This is a genomic window from Ruminococcus sp. 5_1_39BFAA (assembly GCF_964240875.1).
In the GTDB taxonomy this organism is placed as follows: Bacteria; Bacillota; Clostridia; order Lachnospirales; family Lachnospiraceae; genus Blautia_A.
The window spans coordinates 127,360-150,396 of sequence record NZ_CAXSVO010000005.1; the positions used below are offsets into that span (position 1 = coordinate 127,360).

A 23,037-nucleotide genomic window follows, 5' to 3' on the forward strand; every position below is an offset into this window, starting at 1 on the left:
TTTCATATATTATAAGATAAAAGCAATGAAAAGAAACAGAGGTGGCAGAGATTGATAAAGGATAACCAGAAAAATTTCAGTCGTCTCCATGTAGTCATAGATGCTTGTGTAATTACATTATCTTATATGTGTGCCTGGGCAATACGATTTGTAGGACCTTTTGCCGCAACAGCAGTAAGGGCGAGGTCTTTTGAACAATATATGTCTGCCCTGCTTTTTATTGTACCGATATATCTGCTGCTGTATCATGCGTTTACCTTATATACACCTATGCGGATGCAGGGACGCCGTCTTGTTTTGTCGAATATTATCAAGGCGAATTCACTGGGCATACTGGTTACCACATTCATCCTGTACAACATCGAGGAGGGAGATATCTCACGTTCGATGCTGTATATGTTTTATGGAATCTGTATTGCAGCAAGCTGGTGCGCCCGGATGCTGATTTTTTATACCCTGCGCAATATGCGCAAAAAGGGTCTGAATCAGAAACAGGTGCTTTTGGTGGGCTACAGCCGTGCGGCGGAGGAATACGTTGACCGGATGCAGCAGAATCCCCAGTGGGGCTATGTGGTGCGAGGGATCCTGGATGATAATGTACCTTCAGGTACTACGTATAAGGGCGTCAAAGTCATCGGAAGAATTGCAAATCTGATGGTGATTCTGCCCACAAGCCGTCTGGATGAGATCGCAATTACGCTGGGATTGAGTGAATACTACCGTCTGGAGGAGATTGTGGCGCTCTGTGAAAAGTCGGGAGTACACACAAAATTTATTCCGGATTATAATAAGATCATTCCGACAAAACCGTATACCGAGGACATTCTGGGTCTTCCGGTTATTAATATACGTTATGTTCCGCTGAGCAACACCTTTAACGCTATGGTAAAAAGAGTTGTGGATGTGGTGGGTTCCATACTGGCGATTATAGTTTCTTCGCCATTGATGCTGGTAATGTGCGTGCTGATCAAGGTGACATCGCCCGGACCGCTTATCTACCGGCAGGAGAGAGTTGGCCTGCATAACAGGACCTTCTGGATGTACAAGTTCCGCTCTATGGAGGTGCAGCCGGAGGCTGAGGAGAAAAAAGCCTGGACGGTAAAAAATGACCCGAGAGTGACAGGAATCGGACGATTTATGCGCCGGACAAGCATTGATGAGCTTCCGCAGCTTTTTAACATCCTGAAGGGTGATATGAGTCTTGTGGGACCCAGGCCGGAGCGGCCCTTTTTCGTGGAAAAATTCCGGGAGGAAATTCCGCGCTATATGGTGAAGCACCAGGTGAGGCCGGGACTGACCGGATGGGCGCAGGTAAACGGTTACCGGGGCGATACATCCATTCGTAAGAGGATTGAGTATGACCTTTATTATATCGAAAACTGGAGTATTGGCTTTGATGTAAAAATATTGTTCCTGACAATATTTAAAGGATTTATTAATAAGAACGCGTATTGAGAAAGGAAAAGAAAATGTCAAGACCAGGAAGAAAAAAAAGGACAGCCTTGTTTGTTTTGGAAATTATCCTTTTGCTGCTGTTTATCGGCGGACTGTATGTCTACGGACAGATTAATTCCAGACTGGACAAGATTGAAACGCCTGTATTTGATGAAAGCAAAGTTGTAACTAACGTGACAGCACCGGAGATGACAGGATATACGACTTATGCCCTGTTCGGCATTGACCACCGTTCTGTAAATAAGGCACTGGGGGCCGATAACAGCGATACGATGATTATTGCCAGTGTGAATAATGATACCAAGGATGTAAAGCTGGTTTCTGTTTACAGAGATACGCTTCTTGATATTGGAAATGATACCTATACCAAGGCAAATGCGGCTTATGCTTACGGCGGGCCCGAGCAGGCTATTTCCATGCTGAATACTATGCTGGACCTTAATATTACGGACTATGCAACTGTAGATTTCAATGCAATGGTGGCTGCTATTGATGCGTTGGGCGGTCTGGATATTCCGATGTCCTATGCAGAGCTTGTATTTATGAATGACTACTGTGTGGAGACTTCTGTGGAGACCGGGGCAAGCTATACACCCATTGAGCTTCCGGAGAGACCGGAGGATATCGAGGCAACTTTGGGCGAATATCATCTGAACGGCGTCCAGGCTGTTTCCTACTGCCGTATCCGTTATACGGCCAGCCTGGATATGGGACGTACCGAGAGACAGCGAAGAGTTATCCAGATGATGGTGCATAAGGCGAAAAAAGCAGGATTAACCACCATATTCAAAATCATGGATGATGTATTCCCGTTGGTAAAGACCTCCCTTAGCAAAACTGCGATCCTGAATATGATACCGACTGTGATCGGATACAGCATTGATGATACGGTTGGTTTCCCATCTAAGTACAAGTTTGCAAATATAAAAGCAGGAAGCATTATTGTGGCGGACACCCTCATTGACAATGTTGTCGAGCTGCACAAATTCCTGTATGGAGATACTGAGGGCTATATTCCGTCTCAGAATATTCAGGATGCAAGCAACAGAATCCTGGAAATCGTTGGCGGTGCAGATACTCTGGTTGATCAGGCTCCTGTTTCCGAGGATGATACGGATAACGGCGGAGAAGTGGTATGGCAGGGAGACGGCAGCGGTAATTACAATTATACCGATTATACAGATTACGAAGATCCTGGAACCGGAGGCGGAGATTACACAGACCCTGGAACCGGAGGTGGTGACTATACGGATCCGGGAGATGGAACCGGAGGCGGAGATTACACAGACCCGGGAACGGGAGGCGGTGACTACGAAGATCCTGGAACCGGGGGCGGCGACTATACAGATCCGGGAACCGGAGGTGGTGACTATACGGATCCGGGAGATGGAACCGGAGGCGGAGATTACACAGATCCGGGAGACGGTGGTGGAGGAGACATCACCTATGAAGATATGACCGGCTGGGATGACGGATACGCAGAACCTGCTGAAGCCGCAGAAACTGCAGAACCCACAGCCTAAGAAGTTACAAAATAAAGCAGAGGACCATCCAGGCTTTGGATGGTCCTTTTCTAAACGGAGGAAAAGAAAATGAAGTCAGTGGATGTGATCATTCCCACTTGTTATCCGGGAAAGGAATTCGGAAGGCTGTTGGAGCTGCTGATCAAGCAGAGTTATCCAATTGACCACATTCTGGTGATGAATACAGAGGAACAGGGATGGAATCCTGACTGGGAAAAAAAGTACCCGAAGCTTTGCGTATACCATGTGAAAAAGTCGGAATTTGACCATGGCGGTACGCGGCGAGAGGCTGCTTTTATCTCAAAGGCAGACATTATGGTTTTTATGACCCAGGATGCCCTTCCTGCCAACAAAGAACTGATAAAAAATCTGATCCGTCCCATTGAGGAGGAAAAAATGGTGGGGGCTGCCTACGCCAGACAGCTTCCCAAAAAAGACTGCCGTTTTCTGGAGCGCTACACCAGGTCTTTTAATTATCCTGAAAAATCCTCTGTAAAGTGGGAGAAGGATACGGGCACTTATGGAATTAAAACATATTTTTGTTCCAATGTGTGCGCAGCCTATGACAAAAACATCTACACGGAAACAGGTGGTTTTGTAGAACACGCCATTTTTAACGAAGACATGATCTATGCGGGAACCATGGCGAAAAAAGGTTATGGAATTGCTTATGCGGCTGATGCCTGTGTTTATCATTCACACAATTACTCCTGCATCCAGCAGCTTCACAGAAATTTTGACCTGGGGGTTTCCCAGGCAGAGCATCCGGAAATCTTTGCTTCCGTTCCATCTGAGGGAGAGGGGTTTCGGCTGGTTAAAAAGAGTCTGGGATATCTTGTAAAAACAGGACATTTCTGGCTGGTTCCCCAGCTTGTGGGCCAAAGCGGTTTCAAATATGTGGGATATTTCCTTGGCAAGCGCTATAAAAAGCTTCCGAAAGGTCTGGTAAATGCCTGCACTATGAACAAAGCATACTGGGTAAATAAGGTTAAATAACTGTCACCGTTTCTTAAAACATCTATCACAGTTTGAACACAATTGGTTGATAAACTGATTTCATCAATAAGATATATGGGATACCAGGATGAAGGGAGCAAAAACATGAGCGATGAAATGAGATGGGATCAGGACGCCGCCCCCATGGATGAAAATACAAGAAGAGACGAAAATAAAGACGAAAATGTGACCTATCATTATAAATTTACAAAAGGTGTAATGGATACAGGCGATACAAAGGACAGTACGGAGACACCCCCCAGATATGCACATTATCAGGTGAGCCAGGAGGAGCCCGAGGATAGCGGCAGCGGCAAAACAACGGAGAAACGTCATCGCCGTACTGCCGGCAGAAAGAGAGAAGCAGGGACTTTCCGAAAGAATGTTGGGCCGGTAATATCACTGGCAGTGGTTTTCGGTCTTGTTGCCGGAGCGGTATTTCAGGGAGTAAACAGGATATCGGACAGATTCCTGGGTGCATCTGAACAGGTGCCGCTGGCAACGACTGAAACAGTAACAGGCGGAGAATATACCGCGGCCAGTATCGCGGATACAGTCAGCCAGGGCGGTACCGTGGCTGGTGTTGCGCAGGCGGCGATGCCGTCCGTAGTAGCCATTACCTCTGTAAGCATTCAGGAAATCCGCAGCTTTTTCGGATATGGAATGGAATATCCTACTACCGGAAGCGGCTCCGGAATCATAGTTGGAGAGAATGATGATGAACTGCTCATTGCTACAAATAATCATGTGGTGGAGGGCGCTACAACACTGAGCGTATGCTTCATCGGCAGCGATGTGGTAACTGCGGAACAGGAGACACAGAGCTATGCAAGCGGCGATGGGGATTTAAATATTGATGATGCAGTGAGCGCAAAGATCAAAGGAACAGATGCAGACAATGACCTGGCGGTGATTTCCGTAAATAAAAAGGATATCCCGGAAGAAACAATGAATGAGATCAAGATCGCCCAGCTTGGAAGTTCGGATGATCTGATCGTAGGAGAACAGGTAGTTGCTATCGGAAATGCCCTTGGCTACGGTCAGACCGTAACCTCCGGATGGGTCAGCGCCCTGAATAGAACGGTACAGATGAGCAATGGATCGGCTGCGGAATTGATCCAGACGGATGCGGCGATCAATCCGGGAAACAGCGGCGGTGCACTTTTGAATATGCGTGGCGAACTGATCGGAATCAACTGTGCAAAATATGCTTCGAATACAGTTGAGGGAACAGGATATGCCATTCCTATCTCCAAGGCACAGCCTATTCTGGAGGAGCTGATGAACCGCAAGACACGGGATAAGGTGGACGACCAGTCAAAGGCAGCTTATCTGGGTATAAAACCAGCGGATCTGACTACGGAAGCTATCCGAATGTACAATATGCCTTCCGGTGCTTTTGTGATGGAGGTTACTGCCGGAGAAGCTGCCGATGCGGCCGGGATCCAGAAAAATGACATTATTACAAAATTAGACGGACAGAAGGTCAGCGGAAAAGCGGATTTGAATGATAAGCTGCAGTATTATACTGCGGGAGAAGAGGTTGAAATTGTCGTTGCCAGATTATATAACGGTGAATACCAGGAGGAAACCGTGACCGTGACTCTGGGCACAAGACCATCGGCAGAAGAATAACGGTTTCGTAAAGCCATAGAGGATTATGCGGGATGCTGTGAAATAACAGCATCCCACTTTTTATAAAAACTTTATTTCTATATTGATAGAAAGCGTGCTATAATGAACGTAGCTGTAATTTTGAGAAAGGAGTCAATATGACAGACTATTTAGACGATAAAGAAGACATGATCGAGGAAAATGCGGATAGCAGACAGGATGACAGGAATAAAGATGAGTATGAGAGGTTCTGCTTTCTCTGCCGCAGGCCGGAGAGCCAGACGGGCAAGATGATAGAGCTTCCCAATAATATACATATCTGCAGCGATTGTATGCAGAAGAGCTTTGATACCATGACAACCCAGATGAACAACGGCAAGCTGAATTATTCAGACCTTTTGAATATGCCGAATATCAGCATGATCGATCTGAGCAATTTCCAGGGAACAGCGCCCCAGCCGAAAAAAATAAAAAAGAAAAAGGCTCAGGAAAAGCCAGCCATTGACTTAAAGAAAGTTCCGGCACCGCACAAGATCAAGGCAACACTTGACGATTATGTGATCGGGCAGGAAAAGGCGAAAAAGGTCATGTCCGTGGCTGTTTACAACCACTATAAACGGGTAGCAGCAGATGCCATGGATGAGATTGAGATAGAGAAATCCAACATGCTGATGATCGGGCCTACAGGCAGCGGTAAGACTTATCTTGTAAAGACGCTGGCAAAGCTTCTGGATGTACCCCTTGCTATAGCGGACGCTACTTCCCTGACAGAAGCAGGATATATTGGCGATGACATTGAGAGTGTGGTTTCCAAGCTTTTGGCGGCAGCAGATAATGATGTGGAAAAGGCAGAGCATGGAATTATCTTTATTGACGAGATCGATAAGATTGCAAAGAAGAAAAACACAAATCAGAGGGATGTCAGCGGCGAGGCGGTTCAGCAGGGTCTGCTGAAGCTTCTTGAGGGAAGCGAGGTGGAGGTACCTGTGGGAGCCAACAGCAAAAATGCTATGGTCCCTATGGTCACGGTAAATACCAGAAATATTCTTTTCATCTGCGGCGGCGCATTTCCGGATTTAGAGAGCATCATCAAGGAAAGGCTGAATAAACAGGCTTCCATTGGTTTTTATGCGGATTTGAAGGATAAATATGATAACGATCCGCATATTCTGGAAAAGGTGACTGTGGACGATATCCGCAGCTTCGGTATGATCCCGGAATTTATCGGACGTCTGCCTGTGATCTTTACCCTGCAGGGGCTGACAGAGGATATGCTGGTACAGATACTGAAGGAGCCGAAGAATGCCATTCTTAAGCAATATCAAAAGCTTCTGGCTTTGGATGAGGTGAAGCTGGAATTTGAGGATGGTGCGCTGCGCGCAATTGCGGCAAAAGCCATGGAGAAAAAAACAGGAGCCAGAGCACTGCGTGCAATCCTGGAGGAATATATGCTTGATATCATGTACGAAATTCCAAAGGATGACAGCATCGGTCAGGTTATCATAACCAGAGAGTATATCGATGGAACGGGCGGCCCGAGGATTCTTCTGCGGGGGCAGGAGGTTCCGCTTTTGTGCAGTGCCGAATAAGGAGTAACAATAGGCAAACTATTTTAATGTAAAGGAGACAGGAGCTATGGGATACGATTTTTTTGATGAATTGAGCAATACGATCACAAGGACAAGTAAGGATCTGAGCAAACGTGCAGGCCAGATCTACGAGGCACAGAAGATACGGAACCGCCTTGCGGGAGAAGAACATATGGTAGAGAAGCTGAAAGCCGATATGGGCAACCTGCTCTATCAGCGTTACAAAGACGGTGGGGAAATCGATGAGGAGCTGAAGGTTATCTGTGAGGAGATCGACCAGCACATGCAGATCATTGCGGGCTACCGGGATGCAGCAGCAGAGATTAAAGGACGTAAGATCTGTCCGGCATGTGAGAAGGCAGTAGACAGAAGCGTATCCTTCTGCCCCTATTGCGGCGCACCCTGTCCTACACCGGAACCGGAGAAGGCAGAGGGAGAGGTTGTAGACACGGAAGGAAATCCCTGTGACTGCGGGAGCGATGAGCCTGCAGAGGAAGCAGGCGAGCCGGAGACAGCCGGGGAAGAGGCAGTATCAGAAGAAACAGAGCAGCCCGCAGAAACAGCAGCGGACGAGAGCGTGGAACAGGAAATCCCAAAACCAGTGGAAGAGGAAGTGAAGTCTGAATGATGGGAATTCTCCTCATAGGCGGAATTTTTATTCTGGATTACAAGCTGAAGGAACGGGTGGACAGCACCTGCCTTCAGGGAAGTAACCGGGAATTTTTGGGAGGAAGGGTAATCCTCCGGAATTGCCACAATGAAGGGGCTGCTTTTGGAATGTTTAAGCTTGGAAAAGAGAATTGTCTGGAACTGTCCTCCGTGGCTTTGGGAGGCGTTCTGGGAGAATATCTGCGCCAGGTTTTACATGGCGGCAGAAAGCTTTCCAGGGCAGGTCTTGCCATGATCCTCGGGGGAGGCTTAAGCAATTATGTGGACCGCAGAAACAAAGGATATGTCACAGATTACGTGAGCTTTGGGGTAAAGAATGAGAAAATCAGAAAGCTTGTGTTCAATATTTCTGACTTCTGTATCATGGGCGGTGCTTTTCTGTGGCTATTGGGTTCATTTCTGCCAAAAAGAAAAAAATAGAAATTTTTTGAATTTTTTTCGATTTTCCTGTTGACATTTTTTCTGAGATGAGGTATTATAATCAAGCAGTCGCGAAACAGCGATTGATAAACAGAAATGCAGGAGTGGCGGAATTGGCAGACGCGCAGGCTTCAGGTGCCTGTGGTCGCAAGATCGTGTGGGTTCAAGTCCCATCTCCTGCATTCTTTTTTGTCTGTAGAAGAGAACATTCAGCTTGAATCCTGCAGCAGCATATGCTATAGTATAAGTGAGGAACAACCGCCCACAAGGGGTTGACCTCGTAAGTTTAGTTTTTTAAGCCGCCCTTACTCGCCAAAGTACAAGGGCGGTTTTGCTGTGTTAATGACTGATCAAATAAATGAAGGTCAGTAACGCAATAATGAATAAACCAAACTGCATCAAATCATTGAAGTCAAATTGATTTTTCATCCGCATCACCTCCCACCTTATGTAAAATGAAAGGCCAAGCCACCCTGTAACACGATTGTTCCGTGCAAACAGTATAGCACGATTTGGACTGATCCACAAGGCGGAATCGTATTGAACGCCCCGGAGTAAAATCCGGGGCGAAAATATTTTGAGTGTAACAGAATTATTTTTAGCGTGCGATTCTGTTGAAAAAAGACATAGCTTGTGATACAATCTTGAAGATTTAGGATAAAATAAGAGAAACGTAAGAAAGGGAGATTGTATGAAAGCATTTCTGATATTAGAAGACGGCCATGTTTTTACCGGAACCAGTATCGGTTCAACCAGGGAAGTCATCAGTGAAATCGTCTTCAATACTTCCATGACCGGTTATCTGGAAGTAATGACCGACCCATCGTATGCAGGACAGGCAGTCTGCATGACTTATCCTTTGATTGGAAATTATGGAATCTGCTATGACGACCAGGAATCCGGAAAACCCTGGATCGATGGTTTTATCGTCCGTGAATTATCCCGAATTCCCAGCAATTTCAGAAGCGTGGACACCATTCAGCATTTCTTAAATAAACATGATATTCCAGGCATCGCCGGAATTGATACCCGAGCATTAACGAAAATCCTTCGCGAAAAAGGTACCATGAACGGTATGATTACGGTCAATGAAAATTATGACTTAGATGCAATCATCCCCCAGTTAAAAGCATATACAACAGGAAAAGTAGTAGAAAAGGTAACCTGCCGCGAAAAAGAGATTTTAAAAGGCGACGGTCCTAAGGTTGCGCTTATGGATTTTGGGGCAAAACGGAACATTGCCCGTTCCCTGAATGAAAGAGGCTGCCAGGTGACCATTTATCCGGCACTTACCACAGCGGAGGAGATCTTACGAGATGATCCGGACGGCATCATGCTGAGCAACGGCCCTGGAGATCCAAAAGAATGCACCTCCATCATCAAAGAGGTAAAGAAGCTTTATGACTCCCAGGTTCCCATCTTTGCCATCTGTCTGGGACATCAGCTTATGGCACTGGCAACAGGCGGAGACACCTATAAGATGAAATACGGACACAGAGGCGGAAACCACCCTGTAAAGGATCTGGAAACCGGAAGAGTATACATCTCTTCCCAGAATCACGGCTATGTAGTGGATGCAAAAGCTCTGGAGGAGAAAAAAATCGCACACGCTGCATTTGTGAACGTCAACGACGGCACCAATGAGGGGATGGCATATGAAGGGAAAAACATTTTCACCGTACAGTTCCATCCGGAGGCGTGCCCGGGACCGCAGGATTCCGGCTATTTATTTGACAGATTTATTAATATGATGGGAGGGAACAAATAATGCCGAAGAATAAAGACATCAAAAAGGTACTTGTTATTGGCTCCGGCCCTATCATCATCGGTCAGGCTGCTGAGTTTGACTACGCAGGAACCCAGGCGTGCCGTTCCCTGAAGGAAGAGGGCATGGAGGTGGTCCTTCTGAACTCCAACCCGGCTACCATTATGACTGATAAGGACATTGCAGACAGAGTTTACATTGAGCCGCTGACTGTGGAAGTGGTAGAGCAGCTTATTATCAAAGAAAAACCAGACAGCGTCCTTCCCACACTGGGAGGTCAGGCAGGTCTGAACCTTGCCATGGAGCTGGACGAAAAAGGCTTCTTAAAGGAGCACAATGTCCGTCTGATCGGAACCACTGCTGAGACCATCAAAAAGGCAGAGGACCGTCAGGAATTTAAAGATACCATGGAAAAAATCGGAGAGCCGGTTGCAGCGTCAAAGGTCGTTACCACTGTGGAGGACGGTCTTGCATTTACCAATTCCATCGGCTATCCGGTTGTTCTGCGTCCCGCTTATACCCTTGGAGGAAGCGGCGGCGGTATTGCCAACAACGAATACGAGCTTCGTGAGATCCTGGAAAACGGCCTTCGTCTTTCCCGCGTGGGAGAGGTTCTGGTAGAACGCTGTATTGCAGGATGGAAGGAGATCGAGTACGAGGTAATGCGCGACAGCGCCGGAAACTGCATCACGGTTTGTAACATGGAGAACATTGATCCGGTAGGCGTTCACACAGGTGACTCCATCGTAGTAGCTCCCTCCCAGACACTTGGGGATAAGGAATACCAGATGCTCCGTACCTCTGCCCTGAACATTATCACTGAGCTTGGCATTACAGGCGGCTGTAACGTGCAGTACGCTCTGAAGCCGGACAGCTTTGAATACTGTGTCATTGAGGTAAATCCCCGTGTAAGCCGTTCTTCTGCTCTGGCAAGTAAGGCGACGGGATATCCCATTGCAAAGGTTGCGGCAAAGATCGCGCTGGGCTACACCCTGGATGAGATTCCAAACGCCATTACAGGAAAAACCTATGCAAGCTTTGAGCCGATGCTGGACTACTGTGTTGTAAAAATCCCGCGTCTGCCGTTTGACAAGTTCATCACCGCAAAGAGAACCCTGACCACCCAGATGAAGGCTACCGGAGAGGTTATGAGTATCTGCCATAACTTTGAAGGTGCGCTGATGAAGGCCATCCGTTCCCTGGAGCAGCATGTGGACAGCCTGATGTCCTACGACTTCACACAGCTTACGGATGAGGAGCTTCTGGAGGAGATGGAGATCGTGGATGACCGCAGGATCTGGAAGATCGCAGAAGCAATCCGCCGGGGAATGCCCCAGTCCATGATCCACGACATTACAAAGATCGACCTCTGGTTTATTGATAAGATCGCCATTCTGGTAGGTATGGAAACCGCCTTAAAGACAAGAAAGCTGACGAGAGAGCTGCTTCTGGAAGCAAAACGTCTGGAATACCCGGACTACCTGATCGCGCGTCTGACAGGGAGAACCGAGCAGGAGATCAAGGACATGCGCGCAGAGTACGGCATTCGTGCAGCTTACAAAATGGTTGATACCTGTGCCGCTGAGTTTGCAGCAGCAACACCGTATTACTACTCCGTATACGGCGATGGAGAGACAGAGAATGAAGCGGTTGCCACGCCGGATAAAAAGAAGATCCTTGTTCTTGGTTCCGGTCCCATCCGGATCGGACAGGGTATTGAGTTTGACTTCTGCTCTGTTCATTGTACCTGGGCATTTGCAAAGGAAGGCTTTGAAACCATTATCATTAATAACAACCCGGAGACCGTCAGCACTGACTTTGACATTGCGGACAAGCTGTACTTTGAGCCGCTGACTCCCGAGGATGTGGAAAATATTGTAAATATTGAGAAACCGGACGGTGCGGTTGTGCAGTTCGGCGGACAGACTGCGATCAAGCTTACCGAGGCTCTCACAAAGATGGGTGTAAAAATCCTGGGAACCTCCGCAGAAAATGTGGATGCAGCCGAAGACCGAGAACTGTTTGACGAGATCCTGGAGCAGTGCCGGATCCCAAGACCAAAGGGACATACGGTTTTCACAGCAGAGGAAGCAAAGAAAGCTGCAAACGATCTGGGATATCCGGTTCTGGTACGTCCTTCTTACGTACTGGGCGGCCAGGGCATGAGAATCGCAGTCAGCGATGAGGATGTAGAGGAATATATCGGCGTGATCAATCAGATTGCCCAGGAGCATCCGATCCTTGTAGATAAATACCTGATGGGAAAAGAGATCGAGGTGGATGCGGTCTGCGACGGCGAGGAGATCCTGATCCCAGGTATTATGGAGCATATTGAGCGCGCAGGTATCCATTCCGGTGACAGTATTTCCGTATATCCTGCAAAGACCATCAGCGAGACAGCGAAGGCAACGATAGCAGAGTACACACGCCGTCTGGCAAAGGCCCTTCATGTTGTGGGTATGATCAACATCCAGTTTATTGTGTGCGGCGAGGAGGTTTATGTCATTGAGGTGAATCCGCGTTCCAGCCGTACAGTACCTTATATCAGCAAGGTAACAGGAATTCCGATCGTACCTCTTGCCACTAAGGTTATTCTGGGCCACAAATTAAAGGATATGGGCTATGAGCCGGGCTTACAGCCGGAAGCAAAGCATATTGCCATCAAGATGCCTGTATTCTCCTTTGAGAAGATCCGAGGCGCGGATATCAGCCTTGGACCGGAAATGAAATCGACAGGTGAGTGCCTTGGCATTGCGGAAACCTTTAATGAAGCTTTGTATAAAGCCTTCCTGGGAGCCGGAATCCGACTGCCGAAGCATAAGAACATGATTATTACGGTCAGGGATGAGGAAAAAGAGGACGTTGTTCCCATTGCAAAAAGATTTGAAGCTCTGGGCTACCGCATTTATGCCACCAGGGGAACCGCAAGGGCATTAAAGGAAAATGGCGTGAGAGTGATCCGTACCAACAAGCTGGAGCAGCCTTCTCCGAACCTTATGGACCTGATCCTGGGACATAAGATTGACGTGGTAATCGACATTCCGCCGCAGGGTATCGAGCATCAGAAGGACGGCTTTGTGATCCGCCGCAATGCCATTGAGACAGGTGTGAATGTGCTTACAAGCCTGGATACTGCGGAGGCTCTGGTTACCAGTCTGGAGAATACAGACGTAAATAACCTGACGCTGATCGACATAGCAACCATAGCGAGACGGTAGATTGAGGCGCAAAAAAATAATTTTTTAAGTTTACGAACAGAATAATGTGTAATATACTTAAGAGGACGGGGAAGCATTTTTATCTCCGTCCTCGTTCTAATAAAGAGAACCTGTAAAGAGAAAGGGGAACAAATGAGCGTTATAGAATTTTTAAAGGTAATCCTGCTTGGCATTGTGGAGGGAATCACAGAATGGCTTCCCATCAGCAGCACCGGGCACATGATACTTGTGGATGAGTTTATTAAGCTGGATGTGTCGAAGGACTTTAAGGACGTATTTATGGTGGTGATCCAGCTTGGAGCCATCCTTGCGGTGGTGGTGCTATATTGGAATAAGCTGTGGCCATTTTACATAAAAAAGCTTCCAAGGCGCACAGAGCTTGCGATTAAGAAAAAGCCTAAGTGGGCACAGGTCATTCTTACTTTTGTGGAACGGTTCTGCGATAAGGAGAAATGGATCCTGTGGTTTAAGATCGTAGTGGCCTGTATTCCGACTATTGTGATCGCATTGCCATTTAATGACGTGATCGAAGAAAAGTTTATGAACTATGTTGTGGTTGCAATTGCGCTGATCGTATATGGTGTTCTGTTTATCGTGATCGAGAATTACAATCATAAGAGAACACCTTCCTGCACAAGCATTGAGGATCTATCCTTTAAAACGGCCTTTCTCATCGGCTGTTTCCAGGTGCTTTCTGTGGTGCCGGGAACCTCACGTTCCGGTTCCACTATCATCGGCGGAATCCTGGTGGGAACCTCCCGTACTGTGGCAGCGGAGTTTACCTTCTTTTTAGGGATTCCGGTTATGTTCGGTGCCAGCCTTTTGAAGATTGTAAAATTCGGTCTGGCATTTACTACCACAGAGGTGATCATATTGCTGGTGGGCATGGTGGTAGCGTTCGTGGTATCCATTCTTGCAATTAAATTCCTGATGGGATACATAAAGAAGCACGATTTCAAGGCATTCGGCTGGTACAGGATCGTTCTTGGTGTTCTTGTATTGGGATACTTTATTGGAAAAACATTGTTATCATAAAGAGAGGTACATACTATGGGAAAATACGTGATGGCGTTGGACCAGGGAACCACAAGCTCGCGCTGTATCCTGTTTGACAAACAGGGGAATATGTGCAGTGTGGCGCAAAAAGAATATACCCAGTTTTACCCAAAACCGGGCTGGGTGGAGCATGATCCCCATGAAATCTGGTCCTCACAGATGTCCGTAGCCATTGAAGCCATGGGGAAAATTGGCGCCGATGCGCAGGATATTCACTCTATCGGCATCACCAACCAGAGGGAAACAACCATTGTCTGGGACAAAAGAACGGGAAATCCCATTTACCCGGCTATTGTGTGGCAGTGCCGCAGAACGGCGGATATGATCGATGAGCTGGAAAGGGATGGATTTACTGAGACGATCCGGAAAAAGACGGGGCTGATTCCAGATGCCTATTTTTCCGGTACAAAGATCAAATGGATTCTGGACAATGTTTATGGCGCCCGGGAGGAGGCAGAAAAGGGCAACCTGCTGTTCGGTACTGTGGACACCTGGCTGATCTGGAAGCTGACAAAGGGAGAGGTACATGTGACGGATTACACCAATGCGTCCCGTACCATGCTTTTCGACATACATAAAATGCAGTGGGATGAGGAAATCCTGAAGCGTCTTGAAATCCCTGCCTGTATGCTGCCTGAGGTAAAGCCCAGCAGTTGTGTTTACGGCTATACAAATGAAAACCTGATCGGCGGCAGGATTCCCATAGCGGGAGCGGCAGGGGACCAGCAGTCTGCTCTGTTCGGACAGTGCTGTTTTGATTCGGGAGATGTAAAGAATACATATGGCACAGGCTGCTTCTTACTGATGCACACTGGGGAAAAGGCCGTGGAATCCAGTCATGGGCTACTTACGACCATCGCAGTGAACGGGGACGGAACCCCGGGCTATGCACTGGAGGGAAGTGTGTTTGTGGCAGGAGCGGCTATTCAATGGCTGCGCGATGAAGTGGGCATTCTGGAAAATGCGCCCGCTTCCGAAAAATATTGTCTTTCTGTGCCGGATACCAACGGCGTGTATGTGGTTCCGGCCTTCACAGGGCTGGGTGCGCCATACTGGGACCAGTATGCCAGAGGCGCGATCCTGGGACTTACCAGAGGTGCTGGAAAAGCGCATCTGATCCGTGCCACCGTGGAATCCCTGGCTTACCAGGTAAATGATGTGATCGTGGCAATGGAAAAGGATGCGGGAGTGCATTTAAGCTCTCTGAGAGTTGACGGAGGAGCAAGCGCCAATAACTTCCTGATGCAGTTCCAGGCAGATCTTCTGGATTCAGAGGTGGTACGGCCAAGCTGCATTGAGACAACGGCGCTGGGAGCCGCTTATCTGGCGGGACTTGCCACGGGATTCTGGAAGGATTCGGAGGAATTGAAGCAGAACTGGGCTGTAGGGAAGTCCTTCCATTCCACCATCACAAAAGAGGAACGTCAGAGGAAGCTTAAAGGTTGGAATAAAGCTGTAAAGTGTACCTTTGACTGGGCAAAAGAGGAATAGTATTGGATTATTAAGGGGAGTGATCGTTATGAGATACAAGAAGACAGTTATGATGCTTGCAGCAGGATTGGCTCTTATGACAGCAGGCTGCGGAAAGAAGGATAAGGCAGCAGAAATTACGCCGACTCCTGTTCTGGCGGTAACAGCCACACCCACACCTGTACCGGCAACGCCTACGCCAATGCCCACCGCCACATCTGCACCGCGCATGATCGGAACAAAAACAGCAGGGTCCAAATTTATCTACCTCACCAACAATACGGAAGGCAGGATTCGCGGACTTTATATAAAGTCCTCCGACAGTGGGGAGTGGGGAAAGAATCTCATCACCGGAGAAAGCTCCGTGAAGGCAGCAGAGCAGGTTCGGATGTATTACCAGTCTCAGTCAGGGGAGGATGTCACATATGACATGCGTTTCGTGGATGCAAACAGTAATACATATGAGATTTACAATGTGAAGCTCTTCGATATGGAAAGGGCAAGCCTGAAAAAAGATAGTGACCAGGGAATTTATTACCTGACATACATGAGTCTTAGTTCAAAAAGTGAAAAAGATACAAAAGATAATTATACCAGCAGCTACGACTCTGGCAATGATGTTGATGATGATGACAGTGATGTGCCCATCCAGTATTACGATAATCCGGGAACAGATAATTCCGATTCTGATGACAGTAGTGATGATTCTGATTATCATTATGACCATGATGTTGTCGGAGGAGATGACAGCGATGATAGTGATGATGACAGCGACGACAGTGATGACGACAGCAGCGATGACAGTGATTCCGGAGATTCCATTGTATGGGATGAAAACGGAGAGTGGAGCCAGGGATGAGAAAGAAAAAGGTCCTGCCAGGCAATGGCAGGGCCTTTTTCTAATCAGTTCCTTTGGAATACTTAATATAATCCACCACCATCATGGCAAGCTTGAAGGTCAGGGCATCCTCAAAGGTTCGGATATCCAGACCAAATTTTTTCTGTAGCTTTTCAAAACGGTATACAAGAGTATTGCGGTGTACATAAAGTTGTCTTGAGGTTTCTGAGAGATTCAGGTTATTTTCAAAGAAGGTACGGATAGTGATCAGGGTTTCTTCATCAATGGAATCCAGGGATTCTTCCTTGAAAAATTCGTCAATGAACATTTCGCAGATATCGACAGGAAGCTGGTAGATCAGCCTTCCGATTCCAAGGCGGTTGTACCCGAAAACGTTTTTTTCAGCATAAAAGATTTTTCCTACTTCAAGTGCAGTCCGTGCTTCCTTGTATGCGCTGGAAAGCTGCTTGATATCAGCGGCTATATTGCCGTATGCTACCCATGCGGAAGTCATGGCCTCGGTGTTCAGCATGTCTACCAGCATGTGAGCGGTTCCCCGCAAAGTGTCATAAGAATCCGTATCCTGCAGCTCCCGTACAATAATAATTCCCGAATCATCGATTGCAGTGATAAAATCCTTTGTCCTGGCAGAGAAAATATTGCGGATGGTAGCCAGCGCATTTTCGTCTTTATTCTGCTTTGTTTCCACCAGAAATACAGCTCTCCGTACAGAGGTGGAGATGTGCAGCTTCTTTGCACGGTTAAAGGCATCTACCTCCCCATAATTATCCAGCAGGAGATTCTGCATAAAAACATTTTTATCGCTCTTTTCCGCATAAGCCGTGAGCAGGCTTTCAATCTGGCAGACAGCCAGTTCTCCGATGGTAGAAACCGATTCGCCATTTCCCCAGACCACAAGTACATACTGAAGCTGGTGATTTTCAATGATCTTATATAAACAGCATCCGGTGTTTGATACACACAGGGCCGTACTGTCTTTAAATTCTTCTATTTTGGCGGTGGGAAGCTTTCTGTCGCAGGTTGTAACAAAAATACTGTCGTCTGTATTCAGCAGGCAGAAATCAAGATGGCTGATATTTTTCCAGTCGTCCAGACACTTCTGCAGTATTTGCAATATTTTCATGTGATTATCCTTTCTGTCTGTAGGTGAGCTTTTCACCGGATATCATCTGAAAAAGCCCGGGGAAAAATTCCCCGGGCGGATAGATTTTTCGATATTAGTTGCAGATAACCAGTTCGCTCTCTTTGTCGAAGAAGTGAGATTTTTCCATATCGAAAGCAAATTTGATGGTGTCGCCGGTCTTGGAAGTTGTACGTGGGTCGACTCGTGCTGTAACCTGAGTTCCGTTTACATCGAAGTACAGGAATACTTCGGCACCAAGAAGCTCGTAAACCTTAACGGTAGAAGTCATCGGAGCGCTTGGGCAAGACTCAATAAATGCCTTGGAATCGTGGATATCCTCAGGACGGATACCTAAAACAACAGTTTTGCCAACATAACCGCCATCTTTCAGAGCTTTGCCCTTAGCTGCCGGAACAAGTACATCGTACTCGCCAACTGTTGCGATGATATCATTGCCCTTCTGGGAGATCTTTGCATCCAGGAAGTTCATCTGCGGAGATCCCATGAATCCTGCTACGAACAGGTTGCCTGGCTGATCATACAGGTGCTGAGGTGTATCAACCTGCTGAACGATACCATCTTTCATAACAACGATTCTGGTACCAAGGGTCATAGCCTCTGTCTGGTCATGTGTTACGTAGATGATGGTTGCGCCCAGTCTCTGGTGGATCTTGGAAATCTCGATACGCATCTGTACACGAAGTTTTGCATCCAGGTTGGACAGCGGCTCATCCATAAGGAATACCTTAGGATTACGAACGATAGCACGTCCCATAGCAACACGCTGTCTCTGACCACCGGACAGAGCCTTCGGTTTACGATCAAGAAGTTTCTCAAGGTCAAGGATTCTAGCTGCTTCCTTAACTGCTTTGTCGATCTCGTCCTTCGGAACTTTACGAAGTTTCAGACCGAAAGCCATGTTATCATATACTGTCATATGAGGATACAGAGCGTAGTTCTGGAATACCATTGCGATATCACGATCCTTCGGCTCTACATCGTTCATAACCTTATCACCAATTTTTAAGGTACCGCTGGAGATTTCTTCCAGACCAGCTACCATACGAAGAGTAGTAGATTTACCACATCCGGATGGTCCTACAAAGATGATAAACTCTTTGTCTTCGATCTCAAGGTTAAAGTCCTTAACTGCCTGGAAGCCGTTAGGATAAGTTTTGTTAATGTGCTGTAATGATAAACTTGCCATGATTTTTCCTCCAAATTTTTGTTATGGTTAATTAATTACGATGCTCTTTCATCTAGTGCTAGTATAGCGAAAACACGGAAAAAGGGCTAGAGAAGAATCGTACAAACTTTTTTCAGGTTTCTTGTCAATCTGACGAAAAAAACAGAAGCAGTTTTTCGTCAATCTGACAAAGGGCGGTACATGCAGCAGGGCTGGCAAAATCATGGCTAATAGTGCAAAAGGCATGGCGATACATGGTTGTTGCAGGCATGAAAACGTGGTAAATTAAGAATAAAAAGGAAACAGGAGGAAAGTATGAAACCAGATTTAACGTGGCTGGAAGATCCGGAGGTGTTTCAGGTAAACCGTCTGGATGCTCATTCGGATCATCATTATTATGAGTCGGAAATAGATATGGAAAATGGCAGGGAGAGTTTTCGCCAGAGTCTTAATGGAACCTGGCGGTTTGCATGGAGCCGTAATCCAGGGGAGCGTCCTGCGGATTTTTACAAGGAAGATGCGGATATCAGCGGATTCGGGGAGATTCAGGTTCCGGGACATATAGAGCTGCAGGGCTATGATAAAGTTCACTATATCAATAACATGTACCCATGGGAGGGCCATGCCTTTCTGCGGCCACCTCATATTGACTGGGAATTTGATCCGGTTGGAAGCTATGTGAAAGAATTTGACCTGGAAGAAGGACTTTTGGGAAAAAGGATCTGCATTTCTTTTCAGGGAGCGGAGCAGGCAGTCTATGTTTGGCTGAACGGAGAATTTATCGGGTATGCGGAGGACAGCTTCACACCCTCAGAGTTTGATCTGACTGAAAGCATAAAAGAAAAAGGCAACAGGCTGTGTGTGGAGGTCTATAAAAGAAGCAGTGCGGCCTGGATCGAGGATCAGGATTTCTTCCGCTTTTCCGGGCTTTTCAGGGATGTATACCTGTACGCAAAGCCGGAGACACATGTGGAGGATCTGTGGGTAAAGGCAGGGCTTCTCGATGACTATGAAACAGGAACGCTGGAGGTTCTTGTGAAGCTTTCCGGAAATCGGAATGCAAGGCTGGAATGGCTGCTGCAGGACTGTGAGCAAAAGACAGTGGCGGACGGGCTGCTGGAGGAAAAGCAGGCGGATGTGTGGAAAACAGAGCCCGTCATTCTGAAAAAAGTGGAAAAATGGGAGGCAGGAGAGCCTTATTTATACCGTTTGCTGGTGAAGATCACAGATACAGAGGGCAGGCTGGTGGAGATCGTCCCATACAGCGTGGGATTCCGCAGATTTGAGCTGAAAGACAGGATCATGCTGCTCAATGGAAAACGTCTGATCATAAAAGGGGTCAACCGTCACGAATGGAATCCCCGACGGGGACGGTCCATCACGGCAGACGACATGAAAAAGGATATTGAAATTCTGAAAAAGAACAACATCAACGCGGTGCGTACCTGTCATTATCCCAATCAGAGCTTGTGGTATCAGCTTTGCGATGAGGCGGGAATATGTGTAATGGATGAAGCAAATCTGGAGAGCCACGGCTCCTGGCAGAAGATGGGACAGTGCGAACCATCCTGGAATGTGCCGGGCTCCCGGAGCGAGTGGGAAAAATGTGTGGTGGACAGAGCTGCTTCCATGCTGGAAAGGGACAAAAACCATCCTTCCATTCTATGGTGGTCATGCGGAAACGAATCCTATGCGGGAACCTGTATTTTAGCCATGAGCCGTTATTTTCACGAAAAGGATTCCTCAAGGCTGGTACATTATGAAGGTGTTTTCTGGAACCGGGAGTTTGATGAAATCAGTGATGTGGAGAGCCGGATGTACGCTGTACCGGAGGATATCCGGAAATATCTGGAAAACGATCCGCAGAAGCCGTTTTTGCTCTGTGAATATATGCACGATATGGGAAATTCCCTGGGCGGAATGGAAAGCTATATCAGACTTCAGGAAGAGTACCCTATGTATCAGGGAGGATTTATCTGGGATCTCATCGACCAGGCAATCTACCATAAAAACCAGTGCGGAGAAGAGGTGCTGGGCTATGGAGGGGACTTCCTGGACCGTCCTACGGATTATTCATTTAGCGGCAATGGGCTTCTCTTTGCAGATCGGAGGGAAAAGCCTGCCATGCAGGAGGTGCGCTACTGGTATTCGGATGAGGAAAAGAGAAATAAGATCAGAGAAAGAAATAAAGCTCTGCGCAGCCAGGCGGAAGAACGTATTCGCGGATGGAAGGCAGAAAGTCGGGAAAAGCTACTGGCTTCGGATTCTTCCGGGATGAAATTCCAGGTCATACACAGTGATCTGATGCTTGGTATAAAGGGAGATGGGTTCCATTTTATTTTTTCTTATGTGGATGGAGGTCCTGTATCCATTGTGTATAACGGGACAGAATGCCTTTACCGCGCGCCGAAGCCTGCCTTTTGGAGAGCGTCCACAGAGAATGACAAGGGAAACGGTTTTCCGGCAAGAAGCGGCGTATGGCTGACTGCGGACCAGTTTGCGGTGTGCAGAAAATGTCTGGTAACGGAATACGCAGGAAATAAAGTGATGACATTGGAACCATCGGATCTGGCAGGCAGAAAACCAGCGGCTGAGGATTTGGAAAAGGTAAAGATCACATATACCTTTGCCACAGGCACAGTGCCGGAGACGGAGGCGATCATCGATTATACTGTGGACAAAAGCGGAAAAATCCAGGTTGACGCAGAGTACAAGGGACGGGAAGGGCTGCCGGAGCTGCCGCTGTTCGGTGTTCGCTTTGTAATGCCGGAGAAATTAGAGACAGTTGAATGGGAAGGCCTTTCCGGAGAAACATACCCGGACAGAAAGGTCGGAGGCGTTTTTGGAACTCATAGGAGTCCTGTGACTGAACCGGATCATCTTGTTCCGCAGGAGTATGGAAACCATGCGGATACATGCTGGGCAAGAACAGGAGAAATGTGTTTTGTTATGAATGAAAAACCGTTTCATTTTTCAGCAGTTCCCTTTACGGCTGCGGAGCTGGAAAACGCACTGCACAAGGAGGAACTGCCGAAAACAGGAAGAACGGTTGTCAATATCCTGGGCGCCATGAGAGGCGTGGGAGGTATTGACAGTTGGGGGTCGGACGTGGAACCGCAGTATCATGTTTCGGGTGAGGAGGACATCCGATTCTCATTCTTTATCACTTCTACCGATTGTCCTTTACACGAAGCTCATTGACAAACATGCCCTGAAGGGGCTTTGCGTCAAAAAGCTTGACAAACCAGTCGCATTTGCAGAGAAAAAGATAGTAAATGTTCAGTCCGCAGCCATGGAGCGTTTCGTAATTTCCCTGACCTTTGGAAATTATGACATCAGCCTGCTCCAAAAGGCTGTGGGCTTCCCGGCTGATGCCCGGAAGCCAGGTACCGGGAACATCACTTCCGTTTCCCATGACCGTTGTGATCCGGGTAAGACCGCACATTTCAGCATCCTCCATAGTGGCGTCGTTTACAGTGGGGAAGCCCCGCACCAGCACGGTGATTGCGGCATCGGGATATTTTTCTTTCAGGATTTCCACAGCGATCTTATCAAGAAGGATCTCTCCGCAATTGTCTGTAACATATACAAGAGAGGAGGCCTTTTTCATATCCTGGCGGAAGTGGTCATATTCCTTTTCGTCCAGTGTATCTGTGCTTCCTTCTTCGATCAGTGACAGAAGTTTTTCTTTATTTACGTCCGGAATGGCGGAAAAGTCTATATAGTTTCCTACCCGTGCATGTACGAGTGCCGCTTCCAGCGGATCGGCTGCGCAGCGGATTTTCTCTTTCAGTTGGTCTTCAAGCTGCAGCATCAGGGCATTGAAGTCTTTTTTTATTTCCGTAAAGTCTGTCTGAGGAACACCCCAGAACTCTGTAAAATATTTGGAATTTTCAGAAGAAATACTGGGCGCACAATCTTCCGGCCCGGCCTCCGCATATCTGCGAAAAATTTCCTTCATATATGTAACCTTTTTATCTTCATTATCAAATTGACGGATCTTCTGCTCCTGTTTTTTGACCTGACAGAGCATACAGTGTGTGTTTAGCTGCATGGGATTTCCTCCTGTGTCGTTATTTTCATGGTTTTGATTA

Annotated in this window: 16 protein-coding genes and 1 tRNA gene; 14 read left to right on the forward strand and 3 right to left on the reverse strand. The window is 47.3% G+C overall.

Features of this window, described 5'->3' with window-relative positions; genetic code table 11:
• The first annotated feature begins 51 nt into the window (after positions 1-51).
• The 13 genes from ACESZH_RS08710 (at position 52) to ACESZH_RS08770 (ending at position 16,634) form a co-directional block, all read left to right on the forward strand.
• A complete protein-coding gene (locus ACESZH_RS08710) occupies positions 52-1,455 on the forward strand; it encodes an undecaprenyl-phosphate glucose phosphotransferase (RefSeq protein WP_373214301.1) in 1,404 nt (467 codons plus the stop codon).
• 14 nt (positions 1,456-1,469) lie between these two features.
• Positions 1,470-2,978: an LCP family protein gene (locus ACESZH_RS08715; RefSeq protein WP_373214300.1), complete on the forward strand. Its 1,509-nt coding sequence runs from the start codon at positions 1,470-1,472 to the stop codon at positions 2,976-2,978.
• 69 nt (positions 2,979-3,047) lie between these two features.
• Positions 3,048-3,974: a glycosyltransferase gene (locus tag ACESZH_RS08720; RefSeq protein WP_373214298.1), complete on the forward strand. Its 927-nt coding sequence runs from the start codon at positions 3,048-3,050 to the stop codon at positions 3,972-3,974.
• Between the two features lie 105 nt (positions 3,975-4,079).
• Positions 4,080-5,609 carry a trypsin-like peptidase domain-containing protein gene (locus tag ACESZH_RS08725; RefSeq protein WP_373214296.1) on the forward strand — a complete coding sequence of 510 codons (1,530 nt, stop codon included), beginning with the start codon at positions 4,080-4,082 and terminating at the stop codon, positions 5,607-5,609.
• A gap of 137 nt (positions 5,610-5,746) precedes the next feature.
• Positions 5,747-7,177, forward strand: coding sequence for an ATP-dependent Clp protease ATP-binding subunit ClpX (gene clpX, locus ACESZH_RS08730; RefSeq protein ID WP_373214294.1), 1,431 nt, complete (start codon positions 5,747-5,749; stop codon positions 7,175-7,177).
• Positions 7,178-7,223: 46 nt separating this feature from the next.
• Positions 7,224-7,805 carry a zinc ribbon domain-containing protein gene (locus ACESZH_RS08735; RefSeq protein ID WP_373214292.1) on the forward strand — a complete coding sequence of 194 codons (582 nt, stop codon included), beginning with the start codon at positions 7,224-7,226 and terminating at the stop codon, positions 7,803-7,805.
• Positions 7,802-8,266, forward strand: coding sequence for a signal peptidase II (locus ACESZH_RS08740; protein ID WP_373214290.1), 465 nt, complete (start codon positions 7,802-7,804; stop codon positions 8,264-8,266). The genes ACESZH_RS08735 and ACESZH_RS08740 overlap by 4 nt, the downstream gene beginning before the upstream one ends.
• Before the next feature lie 98 nt (positions 8,267-8,364).
• A tRNA-Leu gene (locus tag ACESZH_RS08745) sits at positions 8,365-8,448 on the forward strand.
• Positions 8,449-8,957: 509 nt separating this feature from the next.
• The gene (locus tag ACESZH_RS08750; protein ID WP_373214288.1) at positions 8,958-10,034 is read left to right on the forward strand and encodes a carbamoyl phosphate synthase small subunit; all 1,077 of its coding nucleotides are present in this window, start codon (positions 8,958-8,960) and stop codon (positions 10,032-10,034) included.
• A complete protein-coding gene (gene carB, locus ACESZH_RS08755) occupies positions 10,034-13,249 on the forward strand; it encodes a carbamoyl-phosphate synthase large subunit (protein WP_373214287.1) in 3,216 nt (1,071 codons plus the stop codon). The genes ACESZH_RS08750 and carB overlap by 1 nt, the downstream gene beginning before the upstream one ends.
• Before the next feature lie 132 nt (positions 13,250-13,381).
• Positions 13,382-14,284 carry an undecaprenyl-diphosphate phosphatase gene (locus ACESZH_RS08760; RefSeq protein WP_373214286.1) on the forward strand — a complete coding sequence of 301 codons (903 nt, stop codon included), beginning with the start codon at positions 13,382-13,384 and terminating at the stop codon, positions 14,282-14,284.
• Positions 14,285-14,299: 15 nt separating this feature from the next.
• Positions 14,300-15,796, forward strand: coding sequence for a glycerol kinase GlpK (gene glpK / locus ACESZH_RS08765; protein WP_373214284.1), 1,497 nt, complete (start codon positions 14,300-14,302; stop codon positions 15,794-15,796).
• Between the two features lie 28 nt (positions 15,797-15,824).
• A complete protein-coding gene (locus tag ACESZH_RS08770) occupies positions 15,825-16,634 on the forward strand; it encodes a hypothetical protein (RefSeq protein ID WP_373214282.1) in 810 nt (269 codons plus the stop codon).
• A 40-nt stretch (positions 16,635-16,674) separates the two neighbouring features.
• On the opposite strand, the gene ACESZH_RS08775 is transcribed toward ACESZH_RS08770, so the two are convergent.
• Together ACESZH_RS08775 and ACESZH_RS08780 are read right to left on the reverse strand one after the other, a co-directional pair.
• A complete protein-coding gene (locus tag ACESZH_RS08775) occupies positions 16,675-17,757 on the reverse strand; it encodes a PucR family transcriptional regulator (protein ID WP_373214280.1) in 1,083 nt (360 codons plus the stop codon).
• A 94-nt stretch (positions 17,758-17,851) separates the two neighbouring features.
• Positions 17,852-18,964 carry an ABC transporter ATP-binding protein gene (locus ACESZH_RS08780; protein ID WP_373214278.1) on the reverse strand — a complete coding sequence of 371 codons (1,113 nt, stop codon included), beginning with the start codon at positions 18,962-18,964 and terminating at the stop codon, positions 17,852-17,854.
• Between the two features lie 294 nt (positions 18,965-19,258).
• Here ACESZH_RS08780 and ACESZH_RS08785 point away from each other — a divergent pair, with 294 nt between their 5' ends.
• Complete coding sequence (locus tag ACESZH_RS08785; protein WP_373214276.1) at positions 19,259-22,144, forward strand: glycoside hydrolase family 2 TIM barrel-domain containing protein; 2,886 nt, start codon at positions 19,259-19,261, stop codon at positions 22,142-22,144.
• Here the strand turns inward: ACESZH_RS08785 and ACESZH_RS08790 are convergent.
• Positions 22,113-22,997 (reverse strand): DUF89 domain-containing protein, encoded by an 885-nt coding sequence (locus ACESZH_RS08790; RefSeq protein ID WP_373214274.1) that lies wholly within the window; start codon positions 22,995-22,997, stop codon positions 22,113-22,115. The genes ACESZH_RS08785 and ACESZH_RS08790 overlap by 32 nt on opposite strands.
• Positions 22,998-23,037 lie beyond the last annotated feature (40 nt).

Excerpts from the sequence above, each read along its gene's own strand:
- ACESZH_RS08715 (WP_373214300.1), top strand. The coding sequence starts at position 1,470 with ATGTCAAGACCAGGAAGAAAAAAAAGGACAGCCTTGTTTGTTTTGGAA.
- ACESZH_RS08720 (WP_373214298.1), top strand. The coding sequence starts at position 3,048 with ATGAAGTCAGTGGATGTGATCATTCCCACTTGTTATCCGGGAAAGGAA.
- ACESZH_RS08725 (WP_373214296.1), top strand. The coding sequence starts at position 4,080 with ATGAGCGATGAAATGAGATGGGATCAGGACGCCGCCCCCATGGATGAA.
- clpX (WP_373214294.1), top strand. The coding sequence starts at position 5,747 with ATGACAGACTATTTAGACGATAAAGAAGACATGATCGAGGAAAATGCG.
- ACESZH_RS08735 (WP_373214292.1), top strand. The coding sequence starts at position 7,224 with ATGGGATACGATTTTTTTGATGAATTGAGCAATACGATCACAAGGACA.
- ACESZH_RS08740 (WP_373214290.1), top strand. The coding sequence starts at position 7,802 with ATGATGGGAATTCTCCTCATAGGCGGAATTTTTATTCTGGATTACAAG.
- ACESZH_RS08750 (WP_373214288.1), top strand. The coding sequence starts at position 8,958 with ATGAAAGCATTTCTGATATTAGAAGACGGCCATGTTTTTACCGGAACC.
- carB (WP_373214287.1), top strand. The coding sequence starts at position 10,034 with ATGCCGAAGAATAAAGACATCAAAAAGGTACTTGTTATTGGCTCCGGC.
- ACESZH_RS08760 (WP_373214286.1), top strand. The coding sequence starts at position 13,382 with ATGAGCGTTATAGAATTTTTAAAGGTAATCCTGCTTGGCATTGTGGAG.
- glpK (WP_373214284.1), top strand. The coding sequence starts at position 14,300 with ATGGGAAAATACGTGATGGCGTTGGACCAGGGAACCACAAGCTCGCGC.
- ACESZH_RS08770 (WP_373214282.1), top strand. The coding sequence starts at position 15,825 with ATGAGATACAAGAAGACAGTTATGATGCTTGCAGCAGGATTGGCTCTT.
- ACESZH_RS08775 (WP_373214280.1), bottom strand. The coding sequence starts at position 17,757 with ATGAAAATATTGCAAATACTGCAGAAGTGTCTGGACGACTGGAAAAAT.
- ACESZH_RS08780 (WP_373214278.1), bottom strand. The coding sequence starts at position 18,964 with ATGGCAAGTTTATCATTACAGCACATTAACAAAACTTATCCTAACGGC.
- ACESZH_RS08785 (WP_373214276.1), top strand. The coding sequence starts at position 19,259 with ATGAAACCAGATTTAACGTGGCTGGAAGATCCGGAGGTGTTTCAGGTA.
- ACESZH_RS08790 (WP_373214274.1), bottom strand. The coding sequence starts at position 22,997 with ATGCAGCTAAACACACACTGTATGCTCTGTCAGGTCAAAAAACAGGAG.